Origin of the sequence: Pseudomonas alloputida (genome assembly GCF_021283545.2) — a bacterium.
Lineage (GTDB): Bacteria > Pseudomonadota > Gammaproteobacteria > Pseudomonadales > Pseudomonadaceae > Aquipseudomonas > Aquipseudomonas alloputida.
Map to the genome: position 1 here is coordinate 1,814,761 of NZ_CP128540.1, position 16,083 is coordinate 1,830,843.

Below are 16,083 nucleotides of genomic sequence, written 5' to 3' on the forward strand. Positions count from 1 at the left end.
GGCCGGCCTCTTCGCGGCTAAAGCCGCTCCTACGAGGACCCCACGGTATTCAGGCTTGTGCTGGTCCGGTAGGAGCGGCATCAGCCGCGAAGAGGCCGGTACAGGCGAAGGATCTCTAGCGGCCGAAGCGCATCGGCCAGCCCACCACTTTCTTCGCCCGTGGCGTCGCATAGGTGCGCACTTTGGACGTGCTCAAACCCATGCGCACCAGCGATTCGGCAATGGTCACCGCTGCACTCACACCATCCACCACCGGCACGCCGGTGCGTTGGCGAATCTGCTCGTCCAGCCCGGCCATGCCGCCACAACCCAGGCAGATCACCTCGGCCTTGTCGTCGCGCACGGCGCGTTCGGCCTGCTCGACAATCGCCTCCACGGCCCGCAGCGGGTCGGCTTCCAGTTCCAGCACCGCCAGCCCGCTGGCTCGCACCGAGGCGCAGCGGTCATACAGGCCCGAGAGCTTCAGGCGGTCCTCGATCAATGGCACGGTGCGGTCAAGCGTGGTTACTACGGAATAGGCGTGGCCTAGGTACATTGCCGTGCTGGCGGCGGCGTCGGTAATGTCCACCACAGGCACGTTGAGCAGTTCCTGCAGGCCTTCGCGGCCATGTTCGCCATAACCGGCCTGGATCACGGCATCGTAAGGCCCTTCAAAGGCCAGTACCCGGTCCATCACCGCGATGGCCGCCAGGTAGCTCTCGAAATTGCCCTCCACCGATTCGGCGCCAAACCAGGGTGTCAGGCCGACGATTTCGGTACCGGGTGCGGCCACCGCACGGGCCTGTTCGGCAATGGCGTGGGTGATGGCTTCGGTAGTGTTGACGTTGGCGATCAGAATACGCATGGGCAGTCCTCCTTGATCAATGGCCGCTGTGGTCGACGGCGATGCACTCGCCGCTGACGTCGTGGTAATGGCGGTTACGTGGCGCGATAAGCAGGTATAGGGCGGCGGCGATGCCGGCACCAATCAGCCAGGAGAACGGCGCGATGCCCTGGAAGTTGGGCACCAGGGCCAGCACGATGGCCAGCAGTGCGGCCGGCACGAAGGCGGCCACGGCGCGCAGGTTGATGCCCTTGCTGTAGTGATAGGCGCCGGCCGGGTGCTCGGTATACAGCTCCGGCACGTTGATGCAGCCTTTGCGCAGCAACCAGTAGTCGGACATGATCACGCCGTACAGCGGGCCTAGCAGGGCGCCCAGGCCCGACAGGAAGTACACGATCACCAGCGGGCTGTTGTACAGGTTCCAGGGCAGGATCAGCACCGCCAGGGTGGCGCTGATCAGCCCGGCACGGCGGAAGTTCAGGTGGCGCGGCGCCAGGTTGCTGAGTACGAAAGCCGGGGCGACGAAGTTGGCCATGATGTTCACCGCTACGGTGACGATCAGGAAGGCCAGGCAGCCGAGCACCAGGAATGGCGTGCTGGGTATGGCGGCAACGATCTGCGTCGGGCTGTCGATGATCTGGCCGTTGATCTGGAATTGCGCGCCGCACAGCACCACGGTGATCACGGCGAATACCAGGATGTTTACCGGCAGGCCCCAGAAGTTGCCCACGCGGATGGTCTTGCGGCAAGGCGAGGAGCGGGCGAAGTCACAGAAGTTCAGCACCAGGGTGCCGTAGATCGCCAGCCACAGTGCGCCGCCGGCAAAGATGTTGCGCCACATCTCGTAGCCGGTCAGCGGCGTAGCCACCGACCAGGCAATGCGCGCGTCGGCCTTGAAGTACATGAACACCGCCAGTGCGGCGACGGTCAGCAGGATCACAGGCCCGGCAAAGGCCTCGTAACGGCGCACCATCTCCATGCCGTAGGCCAGGATCACCAGCTGCACCAGCCAGATCGACACGAAACACACCCAGCCCAGGCTCGACAGGCCGAGGATGCTGTCGTGGTCGTAGGCTGCTATTTGCGGCCAAACGGCGGTGAGCAGCACCCGCAGCACCACCGATGCCAGGTAGGTCTGGATGCCGAACCAGGCGATGGCGATGACGGCACGGATCAGCGCCGGGATCTGCGCGCCGTGGATGCCGAAGGCAATGCGGCTGATGACCGGGAACGGTACCCCGGTTTTCTGCCCCATGTAACCCGACAGGTTCATGAAGAAGTACACCAGTGCCGCGCCGATGGCCAGCGACAGCAGAATTTGCCAGCCACCCAGGCCGAGGGCGAACAAGCCCATGGCGAACGAATAGTTGGCGATATTGTGCACATCGTTTGTCCACAGCGCGAAGATGCTGTAGCCGCCCCAGCGACGGCCTTCCATACGCGTTGGCGCGAGGTCGCGGTTATGCAGGCGCGGGCTGAGAACAAGGTCCGGCTGGTGGCCGGCAAGCGTGGACGCGGGGTGTGTGCTGGCGACGGATAGTTCAGGGGCAAGGTCGAGGCTGCTACTCATTCCGGCGGGCTCCTGATGCACTTGGACTGCGATGAGCGGGCATGCGCACGGGCTCGCCATCTCGTCGGTGCAGCGTTGGCATCACAGGGTTGTGGGCGCGGCGGCTGACATTGGGGTCGGCGTCGCGGATTCTTGTGTATCTATGTTTTGTTTAAGTTGTATACAAAACACGAACACACAAAAGCGAGTTCCATGCCAAGGGAAGAGCAGGTTTCAACAGGCGATGATTTCGAACTTATCTTGTTAAAAGCTAAGTTAATGAAATATAGAGAATATAAGTTGACCGTATGAACAAGTTTAAATTTTTGAAAGATTGATTAGTTGATCATTTGGTCAAAATAGAGGGTGGAAAGTGTGTAACGAATTGGGGCGCCACTGAAGAAAGTGCACACAAAAATGGCACCTATGGTTACGTTTTTGTGTACAAAAAATACTCAGCTTTTCCTGTACTGGCCTCTTCGCGGGCACGCCTGCGAAGAGGCCAGCACAGGAGCCAATCAATCCATTGGCGGCAACCGCCGCTTGACCGGGGTCTTCTTGATGATCGCGGTATTGGTCTCGGCCAGCACATTCATGAGGTCGAGCAGGGTGTCCAGCTGCTCCATCGAGCGCACATGCAGTCGGGCGACGAAGCAGTCTTCGCCAATGACCTTGTCGCATTCGGTGAACTCAGGGATGGCAATGATCTGGCGCTCCACCTCCTGCAGCTTCCCCGGTAGCGGACGGATGCGCACGATCGCCTGCAACTGGTAGCCAAAGGCGCGCGGGTCGACCTCCACGGTATAGCCGCGCAGCACGCCACGCTCTTCCAGTCGGCGCAGGCGCTCGCTGACGCTGGGTGCGGACAGCCCGCTGACCTGCGCCAGCGCCTTGAGCGAGCGGCGCGAGTCCTCCATCAGTGCGTTGATCAATAATTGGTCGATGGCATCGGTCATACCCACCTCATCAGGTAATTCGTGTTATTTACCTTGATAGTAAAGGTAGGTTGGCGAAAATGCCTTGGTTATCCGCTGGATGGCCAGCCTGCAGCCTTTGCATACTGTTGCCATTATCAAAGGGAGGTTTGAGATGGACAGTTCATTGCGCCGTGGCTCGCTGGAAATGGTCGCTGCCATGCTGATTTCCGGGACCATTGGCTGGTTCGTGCTGGTGTCCGGCCAGCCGGTGCTGGATGTGGTGTTCTGGCGCTGCGTATTCGGTGCCGTGACCTTGCTGGCGATTTGCGCCGCGTTTGGCTTTCTGCGCCCGGGGGTGATCAGCCGCACGGCATTTTTGCTGGCGATAGCCAGCGGGGTGGCCATTGTCGGCAACTGGCTGCTGTTGTTCGCTTCATACGCCCGGGCGTCGATTGCCATCGGCACGGCGGTGTACAACGTGCAGCCGTTCATGCTGGTGGGGCTGGCGGCGCTGTTTCTGGGCGAAAAGATCACCTTGGCCAAGGTGACCTGGCTGAGTGTGGCGTTCCTCGGCATGCTGGCCATCGTCAGTGCCCATGGCGCTGGGCAAAGTAATGGCGAGGACTATCTGCTGGGGATTGCCCTGGCGCTGGGGGCGGCGTTTCTGTATGCGATCGCGGCCTTGATCATCAAGCGCCTGAGTGGCACGCCCCCGCACCTGATTGCGTTGATTCAGGTAACCACGGGTGTGTTGCTGCTGGCGCCATGGGTCACGCTTGGCGGGTTGCCGGTTGAAGTGCCCGCGTTGGCCAGCTTGTTGACACTGGGTATGGTGCACACCGGCCTGATGTATGTACTGTTGTACAGCGCCATCCAGCGTTTGCCCACGGCCTTGACCGGTGCGCTGTCGTTCATTTACCCGATTGCGGCAATTCTGGTGGACTGGGTGGCGTTCGGGCACCGCCTGGCGCCGCTACAGTGGCTGGGGGTGGGGTTGATCCTGCTGGCGGCAGCGGGCATGCAGCAGGGGTGGTGGTTCCGCTCGGCGCGGCATCCTGTAGGCGCGGGTTTACCCGCGAAGAGGCCCGCAAGGTAGAATGCCGCTTTTTGCCAGCCTGCGATCCGCCATGACCTCGCCCATCGACACCCTTGAGCAACACCTGCTTGCCGCCCTCGACCCTGCCCCACAGGAAACCCGCCGCCTGTTCCACGGTCGCGGCCGCTGCTGGCAGGGCCTGGAGCAGGTCACCGTCGACTGGCTGCAGGGCGTGCTGTCGGTCGCCTTGTTCCGTGAGCCGCCCGAAGGCCAGCTCGCCGAACTGGAAGCCATGCTGCGCAGCTTGGCCGAGCGCCCGCAGTGGACGGGTCAGGCAGTCATCATCCAGCACCGCTACCTGCCCGACAGCCCGGGCCAGTGGCTGCTGGGTGAGCCCTGCCAGCAACGCGAAGTGATCGAGGACGGCCTGACCTACCTGCTGGACTTGGGCGTGCGGCAAAACAATGGCCTGTTCCTCGACATGCGCTATGGCCGCCGCTGGGTGCGCGAGCAGGCGGCGGGCAAGCGCGTGCTGAACCTGTTCGCCTATACCTGCGGCTTTTCTGTGGCAGCGATTGCCGGTGGCGCTGAGCAGGTGGTGAACCTGGACATGGCCAAGTCGGCGCTGTCGCGGGGCCGGGACAACCATCGCCTCAATGGCCACGATGCATCACGGGTGGCGTACCTGGGGCATGAACTGTTCAAGTCGTGGGGCAAGGTGCGCAAGTACGGGCCGTATGACCTGATCATCATCGACCCGCCGACCTTCCAGCGTGGCAGCTTTGTGCTGACCCAGGATTACGCAAAGATCCTGCGGCGTTTGCCGGAGTTGTTGAGCGAAGGCGGGACGGTGCTGGCGTGTGTCAACGACCCGGGGATCGGGCCTGAGTTTCTGATCGAAGGCATGGCAGAGCAGGCGCCTTCGTTGGCTTATGTCGAGCGCCTGGAAAACCCGCCAGAGTTTCCGGACGTTGACCCGGCGGGGGGGCTGAAGGCCTTGGTGTTCCGCCGGGGTTGATGTTGCTTGTGCGTTACTGACCGGTATAGATCTGGTCAAACACCCCACCATCATTGAAGTGGGTCTTCTGCACGGTACGCCAGTCACCGAAGGTTTTCTCCACCGACAGGAAGTCCACTTTCGGGAAGCGGTCGGTGTACTTGGCCAGTACCGTTGCATCACGCGGGCGCAGGTAGTTGTTGGCGGCGATCTCCTGGGCTGCGGGTGACCACAGGTACTTCAGGTATTCCTCGGCCACGGCCTGGGTGCCTTTCCGGGCCATTACCTTGTCGACCACCGTCACCGGTGGCTCGGCTTCGGCCGATACGCTTGGGTAAACGACTTCGAACTGGTCGCGGCCAAACTCGCGGGCGATCATCTCGGCTTCGTTCTCGAAGGTGACCAGCACGTCACCGATCTGGTTGGTCATGAACGTGGTGGTGGCGGCACGGCCACCGGTGTCCAGTACGGGTGCCTGCTTGAACAGCTTGCCGACGAAGTCGCGGGCTTTGCTTTCATCGCCGCCTTGCTTGAGTACGTAGCCCCAGGCCGACAGGTAGGTATAGCGGCCATTACCCGAGGTTTTCGGGTTGGGCACGATCACCTGCACACCGTCCTTGAGCAGGTCGGGCCAGTCTTTGAGGGCTTTCGGGTTGCCCTTGCGCACAATGAACACAGTGGCCGAGGTGAACGGCGCGCTGTTGTTCGGCAGGCGGGTTACCCAGTCGTCGGGCACCAGCTTGCCGTTGTCGGCCAGGGCGTTGATGTCGGTGGCCATGTTCATGGTGATGACATCGGCCGGCAGGCCATCGATCACCGCACGGGCCTGCTTGCTCGAGCCGCCGAAGGACATCTGCACGTTGACCTTCTCGTTGTGCTCGGCTTCCCAGTGCTTCTGGAAGGCCGGGTTGTAGTCCTTGTAGAAGTCGCGCATCACGTCGTAGGAAACGTTGAGCAGGGTAGGGGCGGCCTGGGCGAGGTTGCCCAGGGCCAGGCCTGCGGCGAGCAGCGAGGCGGTGAAGAGTTTTTTCACGTTGCGTCCTTGTTCTTGAAGGGTGTTGGGGCAGATTGCCAGCGACTATAACGGGTGGGTTTATACGGGTTAAAGAACAAAAAATGCTTTGGTTATGCTTCTGCCTGTGCCGGCCTCTTCGCGGGTAAACCCGCTCCTACGGGGGACCGCGCACGGTCCGCGCCTGTAGGAGCGGATTTACCCGCGAAGAGGCCGGCGCAGGCGCTATCACGCTTTGGGAAACAACCCATTCCCACAGCGAGAACAGAACGCCGCCCCCTGCTCGTGGGTCTTCTTGTGGCAGGTCGGGCAATCATGCTGCAGCTGCTCCCCACGCATGGCATTGGCCAGCTCGGCGGTAAAGATGCCGGTCGGCACGGCAATGATCGAGTAACCGGTAATCATCACCAGCGACGACAGCACCTGCCCCAGCGGGGTCTTGGGCACGATGTCGCCAAAGCCCACGGTGGTCAGGGTAACGATGGCCCAGTAGATGCCTTTGGGGATGCTGGTAAAGCCATGCTCAGGCCCTTCGATCACGTACATCAGCGTGCCGAACACCGTTACCAGCGTCGATACCGTCACCAGGAACACGATGATCTTCTGCTTGCTGCCGCGCAGCGCCTCCATCAGGTAATGGGCCTGCTTGAGGTACGGGCTGAGCTTGAGTACACGGAAGATCCGCAGCATCCGGATGACCCGGATGATGAGCAGGTACTGGGCGTCGCTGTAGTACAGCGCGAGGATCCCCGGCACGATCGCCAGTAAATCGACCAGGCCGTAGAAACTGAAGGCATAGCGCAGCGGCTTGGGCGAACAGTACAGGCGGGTGATGTATTCGGCCAGGAAGATCGCGGTAAAGCCCCACTCGATACCGGCCAGCAGGCCGGCGTAGCCCTGGTGCACCTCATCGATGCTGTCGAGGATCACCGTGACCAGGCTGGCCAGGATGATCAGCAACAGGATCTTGTCGAAGCGGCGACCGGCTACGGTGTCGGTCTGGAAGACGATGACGAAGAGCCGCTCGCGTATTGATTGCGGGGTTTGCATGGCTTGTGATCCGGGTGCGTAAGCAACAAGCCTAAAAGGTCAGTGTCCGGACCTGCAACAGGCTGAACTGGCAAAAATGCCAGTTTTAGGTATCTGAGTGGTGGGCGCAGAATAGCGTCAGGCACGGGCAAGTGTGTGAGACAGTCATGAAAAGGGTAACTGAACGACGGGGCTTGGCTCGGCGAACACTGTCATATAACGCTTACGGCTTTTTGCAGAAGGGGCCGGGCGCTGCGTTGGGGTTCAATGGCGAGAGGAAGGAAGAGGTGCTTCAAGGCTATGCTCTGGGCAACGGGTATCGATTCTATTGCCCTGCACTTATGCGCTTTTTCAGCCCTGACATGTTGAGTCCGTTCGGTAAGGGTGGGGTCAACACGTATTCCTATTGCCAAGGTGATCCGGTCAATCGCTTGGACCCGACTGGTGGAACAGGCATTTTGAAACGTTTGCCGGGGCGGGCAAGGCGAGTGGCCGTGGTCAGTCCTGTAAAAGCGACAGATGATCGAGTTTCACCGGTTTTCAAAAATGGTCCCGGCAAGTATCAGCTTGCGCGCACTGTTTCGAGTGAAGTCGTTGACTTTAGCGGCTCTGGCACTACCGAAGATTTCAGTGGCGCGCCTGTGAAGATACGTCCCGTAGCGACAGTAGCAGGCGTTCCGTCACAAGGGCCAACTATCGATGAGCTTGGAGCGTCTTGGCATAACCATTGGCACTGGGAACACAGGCCGGGCACTCAGCCAATGAGTCTGGACCAGATGATTCCCAATCATCAGCGGGCCCAGAACACTCAGATTGCCGATATCGAGCACTCCATGGCGTTTATCAGGGAGCAGGGCGCACGCCAGGTATTGGATATCCAGGCGCTGGCATCCTTTGGTCATGGGTAAGTGGCACAGCGTGGCTGACAGAGTCCTGCACATCCGATGTGTTCTGGCCTTCAGTTATGTAGGCGCCATATATTCCGACGCAGCAGAAGCTGCCAGAAGTGGTTGCCCGAATGCATCAGCCAGCAGGCCAGTACGAACGGCGCTGTCAGCCCTGCAATGGGCATCAAGTTGAGCAGCGGTTGTAGCAACAGCGCCAGGGCAATGGCCAGCACCGTCACCCAGGGCTTTTCACCTTGCCGGCTAAAGGCCAGTGCCGCCAGTGCGCCATTGAAGCCGTACAGGCCTAACCAGGCGGCTTGCGCCTGATCGGTGAGCAACGCCACGCCGCCACCAATGGCCGAGCCGATCACCGCCCACATCGCCGCATAGGGATTGGCGATGAACATGCCGACGATGATCAGCAACCCGGCCAAGGGCTGGTCGAGCAGGAAAATCTGGCCCACGCCGCGGGCCAACGCATACAGCGGGTCGGCTTCGACGAACCCGCTGGGCGAGGGGCTGGCGACCAGCAGTGTGGCCCAGCCCAGCAATACGAAAGGGGAGGTGTAGGCAATCAGCAACTTGCCGCCACGCTTGCGCCACTGGTGCGTGATGATGCTGGACAAGCCGCCGGCGGCGATGATCAGGGGGGGCAATATGGCCGACCAGGGCAGCACGGCGCTGATCAGGATGCCGATCAGTACGCCGTTGTAGCAGTAAAGCCCGGCCTGGCGGTCGGCACGGTCATAGCCGCGTGCCTGGGCGGTGAGCAGGCCGGCCAGGGCGCCAAGCAGCGCGCCGCCGACCAGGTTGGGTGCGGTCAGCAGGATGGCCAGCAGGCAGCACAGGCCGCACAGGGGGTTGCGCAGCAGCAGCACCTGGCTGAAGCCGTTGAGTAACGCCGTGGCCCAGTCGGGGCACGGGTTGACGAAATTTTTGGTGTACATGGGGCAGTCAGTGGAGGTTGATGGGGGAGCGGTGGGCCTCTTTGGGCCTCGGTTTTCCGCGGTCGGGTAGAGCGGTATTCAGGGAGGGCTTTGCCCTCCAATCGCGACACAAGGCCGCTCCCACAGGGACTGCATTCCCTTGTGCCAGCGTGGCCCTGTGGGAGCGGCCTTGTGTCGCGAAAGGGGCGCAACGCGCCCCCGGCAATCTCAGATCAAAGTCTCGATCCGCAGCGTGTTAGTCGTACCCGGCTTGCCGAAAGGCACGCCAGCGGTGATCAGCAGCGTGTCGCCACGGCTGGCCATGCCTTGCGCCTGGGCAATCTCCAGGGCGGTGGAAACCACCTCGTCGACCTGACGCAGGCGGTCGTTGACCACCGAATGCACACCCCAAGCCACGCTCAGGCGGCGCGCGGTGTTCAGGTTCGGCGTCAGGTTGAGGATCGGTGCCCGTGGCCGTTCACGTGCCGCGCGCAGGGTCGAGGCACCCGACTCGCTGTAGTTGACCAGCACCGCCACTGGCAGGATGCCGCTGATGCGGCGGATGGCGCAGCTGATGGCATCCGACACGGTGGCTTCGGCCTTTGGCCGGCCGACGTCGAGCTGGGCCTGGTAGTCCGGGCCGTTCTCAACCTGGCGGATGATCTTGCTCATCATCTGCACGGCTTCCAGCGGGTAATCACCCGAGGCGGTTTCGGCCGACAGCATCACTGCATCGGCACCTTCGGCCACCGCGTTGGCCACGTCCGTGACTTCGGCGCGGGTTGGCGCTGGCGAGAAACGCATCGACTCGAGCATCTGCGTGGCCACCACCACGGGTTTGCCTAGCTGGCGGCAGGTGCCGATGATGCGCTTCTGGATCTGCGGCACGCTCTCGGCCGGTACTTCCACGCCCAGGTCACCACGGGCCACCATGATCGCGTCTGCCAGCTCGGCGATGGCTTGCAGTTGCTCGACTGCCGATGGTTTCTCGATTTTGGCCATCAGGTAGGCGCGGTCGCCAATCAGCTGGCGCGCTTCGACGATGTCCTCAGGGCGCTGCACGAACGACAGGGCGACCCAGTCCACACCCAGCTCCAGGCCAAAGGCCAGGTCGCGGCGGTCTTTTTCGGTGAGCGGGGAGAGGTCGAGCACCGCTTGCGGTACGTTGACGCCCTTGCGGTCGGAAAGCTCGCCACCATTCAGCACCTCGGTGTCGATGGCGTCGCTGTGCTTGGCGGTCACGCGCAGGCGCAGCTTGCCGTCGTCCAGCAGCAGGTCCATGCCGGGTTCGAGGGCGGCGATGATTTCGGGGTGCGGCAGGTTGACCCGGCGGCTGTCGCCCGGGGTCTTGTCCAGATCCAGGCGCAGGGCCTGCCCGCGTTGCAACTGCACCTTGCCTTCGGCGAAGCGGCCAACGCGCAGCTTCGGCCCTTGCAGGTCCATGAGGATGCCCAGCGGGTAGTTCAGCTGTTGCTCGACTTCGCGGATCCACTGGTAGCGCAGGGCGTGGTCGGCATGTTCGCCGTGGCTGAAGTTGAGGCGGAAGATGTTCACCCCGGCTTCGACCAGCTGGCGGATATCGTCGATGCCGTTGATCGCAGGGCCAAGGGTGGCAAGGATCTTAACTTTTTTATCAGGCGTCATGATTGGGCAGTCTCAAGGATCAGGATGGCGCGGAAGTCGTTGACGTTGGTGCGGGTCGGTTCGGTGACGATCAGCGCATCCAGCGCGGCGAAGTAGCCGTAGCCGTTGTTGTTGTCCAGCTCGTCGCTGGCCGACAGGCCCAAGGCTTCGGCGCTGGCGTAGCTGGCCGGGGTCATGAAGGCACCGGCGTTTTCTTCCGAGCCATCGATGCCGTCGGTGTCACCGGCCAGGGCGTACACGCCCGGCAGGCCTTTCAGGCTTTCGGTGAGGCTGAGCAGGAACTCGGCGTTACGCCCGCCACGGCCATTGCCGCGCACGGTCACGGTGGTTTCGCCACCCGACAGGATCACGCAGGGCGCTTTGAGCGGCTGGCCGTGTTGAACGATTTGCCGGGCGATACCGGCATGCACCTTGGCCACTTCGCGCGATTCACCTTCCAGGTCGCCGAGAATCAGCGGGCTGAAACCGGCCTGACGGGCTTTGACCGCGGCAGCCTCCAGCGACTGCTGGGGTTTGGCGATCAACTGGAAGTGGCTGCGGGCCAGGGCCGGGTCATCGGCCTTGACGGTTTCCGAGGCCGGGTTGTTCAGCCAGTCGATGACCGCTTTGGGCGCTTCGATGTTGTAGCGTTTGAGGATGGCCAGGGCGTCGGCCGAGGTGCTCGGGTCGGCCACGGTGGGGCCGGAGGCGATTACCGTGGCGAGGTCGCCCGGTACATCGGAAATGGCATAGGTGTAGACCGTGGCCGGCCAGCAGGCCTTGGCCAGGCGCCCGCCCTTGATCGCCGAGAGGTGCTTGCGCACGCAGTTCATCTCGCCGATGGTGGCGCCGGATTTCAGCAGCGCCTTGTTGATCTGCTGCTTGTCGGCCAGGGTCAGGCCTTCGGCAGGCAGGGCCAGCAACGCCGAGCCACCGCCAGACAGCAGGAAGATGACGCGGTCTTCTTCGTTGAGGTTGCTGACCAGTTCCAGCACGCGCTTGGCCACAGCCAGGCCGGCAGCGTCCGGGACCGGGTGGGCGGCTTCGACCACCTCGATCTTCTGGCAGTTGGCGCCGTGGCCGTAACGGGTCACGACCAGGCCGGAGACTTCACCCTGCCAGCTTTTCTCGACCACTTCGGCCATGGCAGCTGCGGCCTTGCCGGCGCCGATGACGATAACCCGGCCGCTGCGATCGGCGGGCAGGTAGGGTTCGAGGACTTGACGGGGGTGGGCGGCGGCGATGGCTGTGTCGAACAGTTCGCGGAGAAGTTTTTGCGGATCGACCGACATGGCAGGCTCCCAATTATTGTTGTTCTGCAGAATCAAAAACGCCCCTGGAACTGCCTCCGTGCAGGCCGAACCAGGGGCGGGTGTTGCTCGATGCCACCATTGGGCCTGTGGTCGCAGGTTCAACGGCGTTGGCTTCTTCGCGGGCAAGCCCGCTCCTACATGCACAGCTCTGAGCGATTGTGCGGTCTTTGGTAGGAGCGGGTTTACCCGCGAAGAGGCCAGTGAGGCTAAAAACGATTTATTTGTCGTCGCGGATCGAGAAGTTGGCCATGTGCTCCAGGCCTTTGATCAGCGCCGAGTGGTCCCAGTTGCCGCCGCCCAGGGCCTGGCAGGTGTTGAACACTTGCTGGGCATTGGAGGTGTTGGGCAGGTTGATGCCCAGTTCCTTGGCGCCTTGCAGGGCCAGGTTCAGGTCCTTCTGGTGCAGGTTGATGCGGAAGCCTGGGTCGAAGGTGCCCTTGATCATGCGCTCGGCGTGCACTTCGAGGATTTTCGACGAAGCAAAGCCGCCCATCAGTGCTTCGCGCACCTTGGCAGGGTCGGCGCCGTTCTTGGCGGCGAACAGCAGGGCTTCGGCCACGGCCTGGATGTTCAGGGCGACAATGATCTGGTTGGCGACCTTGGCGGTCTGGCCGTCACCGTTGCCACCGACGCGGGTGATGTTCTTGCCCATGGCTTCGAACAGCGGCAGGGTGCGCTCGAAGGCGTTCGGGCAGCCACCAACCATGATGCTCAGGGTCGCCGCCTTGGCGCCGACTTCACCACCGGACACCGGGGCGTCCAGGTAGGCGGCACCGGTAGCCTTGATCTTCTCGGCGAAGGCTTTGGTGGCGGTTGGCGAGATCGAGCTCATGTCGATCACCACCTTGTTCGGGCCAACGCCCTCGGCCACGCCGTTTTCACCGAACAGGACGCTTTCGACCTGCGGGGTGTCGGGGACCATGACGATGATGAATTCGGCTTCCTGGGCAACCTCTTTCGGGTTGGCCAGGGCCACGGCACCGGCAGCGATCAGGTCGGCTGGCGCGGCGTCGTGGTGGGTGGAAATGAACAGGCTGTGACCTGCCTTTTGCAGGTTCTGAGCCATGGGCTTGCCCATGATGCCGGTGCCGATGAAACCGATTTTAGCCATGAGAAATTACCTCTTTGTAATTGTGATATCTCAAGCAAGCTTTGGCCCCCTGTGGGAGCGGGCTCGCCCGCGAAGCAGACAACTCGGTGGATGGCACCGGCTTTGCCGGTGTTCGCGGGCGAGCCCGCTCCCACAGGGTCCCGAGTTGTTCCTCAGATTGCGTTGTGGGTTTTCAGCCAGCCCAGGCCCGCTTCGGTGGTGGTCAGCGGCTTGTACTCCGCGCCCACCCAGCCCTGGTAGCCAATGCGGTCCAGGTGTTCGAACAGGAAGCGGTAGTTGATCTCGCCGGTGCCTGGTTCATTGCGGCCTGGGTTGTCGGCCAGCTGGATGTGGTTGATCAGCTTCAGGTTGGCTTCCATGGTGCGAGCCAGGTCACCTTCCATGATCTGCATGTGGTAGATGTCGTATTGCAGGAACAGGTTGTCGCTGCCCACTTCGGCCTGGATTTCCAGGGCCTGCTGGGTGGTGTTCAGGTAGAAGCCGGGGATGTCGCGGGTGTTGATCATTTCCATGACCAGGCGGATCCCGGCGCCCTTGAGCTTGTCAGCGGCGTAGCGCAGGTTCTCGACGAAGGTCTTACGCACGGTGGCGCAGTCCGGGCCTTGTGGGCGGATGCCGGCCAGGGCGTTGACCTGAGTATTGCCCAGCACCTTGGCGTACTCGATGGCCTTGTCGACACCGGCACGGAACTCTTCGATGCGGTCGGGGTGGCAGGTGATACCGCGCTCACCTTTGGCCCAGTCGCCGGCCGGCAGGTTGAACAGCACCTGGGTCAGGCCGTTGGCCTCCAGCTGCTGCTTGATGTCGGCAGCGCTGAAGTCGTACGGGAACAGGTATTCGACGCCGCTGAAACCAGCATCGGCGGCAGCCTTGAAGCGGGCCAGGAAGTCCTGTTCGGTGAACAGCATGGACAGGTTGGCAGCGAAGCGAGGCATGAGTTGTCTCCTTGCGATGAAGGCCCCCAGGGCGTGCCTGGGGGCGTCAGGCGATCAGTCCAGCAGCGAGATGGCGGTTGGCGCGTCGTTGCCGACCAGGGCCAGGTCTTCGAATTCGTTGACCGCGTTGATCTCGGTGCCCATGGAAATGTTGGTCACACGCTCGAGAATCACTTCAACCACCACCGGCACGCGGAACTCTTCGGCCATCTTCTGTGCCTTGATCAGGGCAGGGGCGATTTCTGCTGGCTCGAACACACGGATGGCCTTGCAACCCAGGCCTTCGACCACAGCGACGTGGTCGACACCGTAGGTGGCAGCGTCGGTCGAGTTGATGTTCTCGAACGCCAGTTGTACACAGTAATCCATGTCGAAGCCACGCTGCGCCTGGCGGATCAGGCCCAGGTAGGCGTTGTTCACCAGTACGTGGACGTACGGCAGGTTGAACTGGGCGCCTACCGCCAGTTCTTCGATCATGAACTGGAAGTCGTAGTCACCCGACAGCGCCACAACCTTGCGCTTCGGATCGGCTTTGACCACGCCCAGCGCAGCAGGGATGGTCCAGCCCAGCGGGCCGGCCTGGCCGCAGTTGATCCAGTGGCGAGGCTTGTACACATGCAGGAACTGCGCGCCGGCAATCTGCGACAGGCCGATGGTGCTGACGTAGCAGGTGTCCTTGCCGAACACTTGGTTCATTTCTTCGTAGACGCGCTGCGGCTTGACCGGCACGTTGTCGAAGTGGGTCTTGCGCTGCAGGCTCGACTTGCGCTCCTGGCACTCTTCCAGCCAGGCCTTGCGGCATTTGAGCTTGCCGGCGGCTTTCCACTCGCGGGCCACTTCCAGGAACACGTCCAGTGCCTTACCAGCATCGGAAACGATGCCCAGGTCCGGGGTGAACACGCGGCCGATCTGGGTCGGTTCGATGTCGACGTGCACGAACTTGCGGCCTTCGGTGTAGACATCGACGGAACCGGTGTGGCGGTTGGCCCAGCGGTTACCGATACCGAACACCAGGTCGGATTTCAGCAGGGTTGCGTTGCCATAGCGGTGCGAGGTCTGCAGGCCGACCATGCCGACCATCTGTGCGTGGTCGTCCGGGATGGTGCCCCAGCCCATCAGGGTCGGGATCACGGGTACGCCGGTCAGTTCGGCGAATTCGACCAGCTTGTCACTGGCGTCGGCGTTGATGATGCCGCCACCGGCTACCAGCAGTGGGCGCTCGGCGTCATTGAGCAGGGCCAGGGCTTTTTCGGCCTGTACGCGTGTGGCGGACGGTTTGTGCACGGGCAGCGGTTCGTAGGCGTCGATGTCGAATTCGATTTCGGCCATCTGCACGTCGAACGGCAGGTCGATCAGCACCGGGCCTGGGCGGCCGGTACGCATTTCATAGAAGGCCTTCTGGAAGGCGTAAGGCACCTGGCCTGGCTCCAGAACGGTGGTCGCCCACTTGGTCACTGGCTTGACGATGTTGGTGATGTCGACAGCCTGGAAGTCTTCCTTGTGCAGACGGGCACGTGGCGCCTGGCCAGTGATGCACAGAATCGGGATGGAGTCGGCCGAGGCACTGTACAGGCCGGTGACCATGTCGGTGCCGGCAGGGCCGGAAGTGCCGATGCACACACCGATGTTGCCCGGGTTGGCGCGGGTGTAGCCCTCGGCCATGTGCGAGGCACCTTCGACGTGACGAGCGAGGACGTGATCGATGCCACCGACTTTTTTCAGGGCCGAATACAACGGGTTGATGGCAGCCCCCGGGATGCCGAACGCGGTATCTACACCTTCACGGCGCATGACCAGAACGGCTGCATCGATTGCTCTCATTTTGCTCATGGTTTGTGCCTCATCGATTTTGTAATTGTATACAACTTGCTTTGCGACAGAGTGTATTCACGCCTGACGGCTTAGGTCAATGGGTTTTCATCGGC

Annotated in this window: 14 protein-coding genes; 3 read left to right on the plus strand and 11 right to left on the minus strand. The window is 62.2% G+C overall.

The genetic code is table 11. The annotated features are described in order from the left end of the window. Window positions 1-115: 115 nt before the first annotated feature. The 3 genes from LU682_RS08465 to LU682_RS08475 form a co-directional block, all read right to left on the minus strand. The gene (locus LU682_RS08465) at window positions 116-844 is read right to left on the minus strand and encodes an aspartate/glutamate racemase family protein (RefSeq protein WP_010955048.1); all 729 of its coding nucleotides are present in this window, start codon (window positions 842-844) and stop codon (window positions 116-118) included. A gap of 16 nt (window positions 845-860) precedes the next feature. Then, on the minus strand, window positions 861-2,393 hold the full coding sequence (locus LU682_RS08470) for an NCS1 family nucleobase:cation symporter-1 (RefSeq protein WP_010955047.1): 1,533 nt from the start codon (window positions 2,391-2,393) through the stop codon (window positions 861-863). Between the two features lie 497 nt (window positions 2,394-2,890). After that, a complete protein-coding gene (locus tag LU682_RS08475) occupies window positions 2,891-3,328 on the minus strand; it encodes an Lrp/AsnC family transcriptional regulator (protein WP_003254357.1) in 438 nt (145 codons plus the stop codon). A gap of 133 nt (window positions 3,329-3,461) precedes the next feature. Between LU682_RS08475 and LU682_RS08480 the strand changes: the two genes are divergently transcribed. After that, window positions 3,462-4,385, plus strand: coding sequence for a DMT family transporter (locus LU682_RS08480; protein ID WP_010955046.1), 924 nt, complete (start codon window positions 3,462-3,464; stop codon window positions 4,383-4,385). 31 nt (window positions 4,386-4,416) lie between these two features. Then, entirely contained in the window at window positions 4,417-5,343 is a 927-nt protein-coding gene (locus LU682_RS08485; protein WP_370688785.1) for a class I SAM-dependent methyltransferase, read from the plus strand. 13 nt (window positions 5,344-5,356) lie between these two features. Here LU682_RS08485 and LU682_RS08490 read toward each other — a convergent pair whose 3' ends face one another. Together LU682_RS08490 and LU682_RS08495 are read right to left on the minus strand one after the other, a co-directional pair. Continuing rightward, on the minus strand, window positions 5,357-6,355 hold the full coding sequence (locus LU682_RS08490) for a sulfate ABC transporter substrate-binding protein (protein ID WP_060489372.1): 999 nt from the start codon (window positions 6,353-6,355) through the stop codon (window positions 5,357-5,359). Window positions 6,356-6,562: 207 nt separating this feature from the next. Then, a complete protein-coding gene (locus tag LU682_RS08495) occupies window positions 6,563-7,384 on the minus strand; it encodes an ion transporter (RefSeq protein ID WP_010955043.1) in 822 nt (273 codons plus the stop codon). A 146-nt stretch (window positions 7,385-7,530) separates the two neighbouring features. Here LU682_RS08495 and LU682_RS08500 point away from each other — a divergent pair, with 146 nt between their 5' ends. Then, entirely contained in the window at window positions 7,531-8,271 is a 741-nt protein-coding gene (locus LU682_RS08500; RefSeq protein ID WP_010955042.1) for an RHS repeat-associated core domain-containing protein, read from the plus strand. 50 nt (window positions 8,272-8,321) lie between these two features. Here the strand turns inward: LU682_RS08500 and LU682_RS08505 are convergent, their stop codons facing one another. The 6 genes from LU682_RS08505 to gcl form a co-directional block, all read right to left on the minus strand. Continuing rightward, window positions 8,322-9,197: an urea transporter gene (locus LU682_RS08505; protein WP_060489374.1), complete on the minus strand. Its 876-nt coding sequence runs from the start codon at window positions 9,195-9,197 to the stop codon at window positions 8,322-8,324. Window positions 9,198-9,404: 207 nt separating this feature from the next. Beyond that, entirely contained in the window at window positions 9,405-10,820 is a 1,416-nt protein-coding gene (pyk, locus tag LU682_RS08510) for a pyruvate kinase (RefSeq protein WP_003254349.1), read from the minus strand. After that, complete coding sequence (locus LU682_RS08515; RefSeq protein WP_003254348.1) at window positions 10,817-12,091, minus strand: glycerate kinase type-2 family protein; 1,275 nt, start codon at window positions 12,089-12,091, stop codon at window positions 10,817-10,819. Before LU682_RS08515 ends, pyk begins: the two co-directional genes overlap by 4 nt. A 238-nt stretch (window positions 12,092-12,329) precedes the next feature. Next, complete coding sequence (locus tag LU682_RS08520) at window positions 12,330-13,223, minus strand: 2-hydroxy-3-oxopropionate reductase (protein ID WP_010955040.1); 894 nt, start codon at window positions 13,221-13,223, stop codon at window positions 12,330-12,332. 152 nt (window positions 13,224-13,375) lie between these two features. Continuing rightward, window positions 13,376-14,158 carry a hydroxypyruvate isomerase gene (gene hyi, locus LU682_RS08525; protein ID WP_010955039.1) on the minus strand — a complete coding sequence of 261 codons (783 nt, stop codon included), beginning with the start codon at window positions 14,156-14,158 and terminating at the stop codon, window positions 13,376-13,378. Between the two features lie 54 nt (window positions 14,159-14,212). Next, entirely contained in the window at window positions 14,213-15,988 is a 1,776-nt protein-coding gene (gene gcl, locus LU682_RS08530; protein WP_010955038.1) for a glyoxylate carboligase, read from the minus strand. Window positions 15,989-16,083 lie beyond the last annotated feature (95 nt).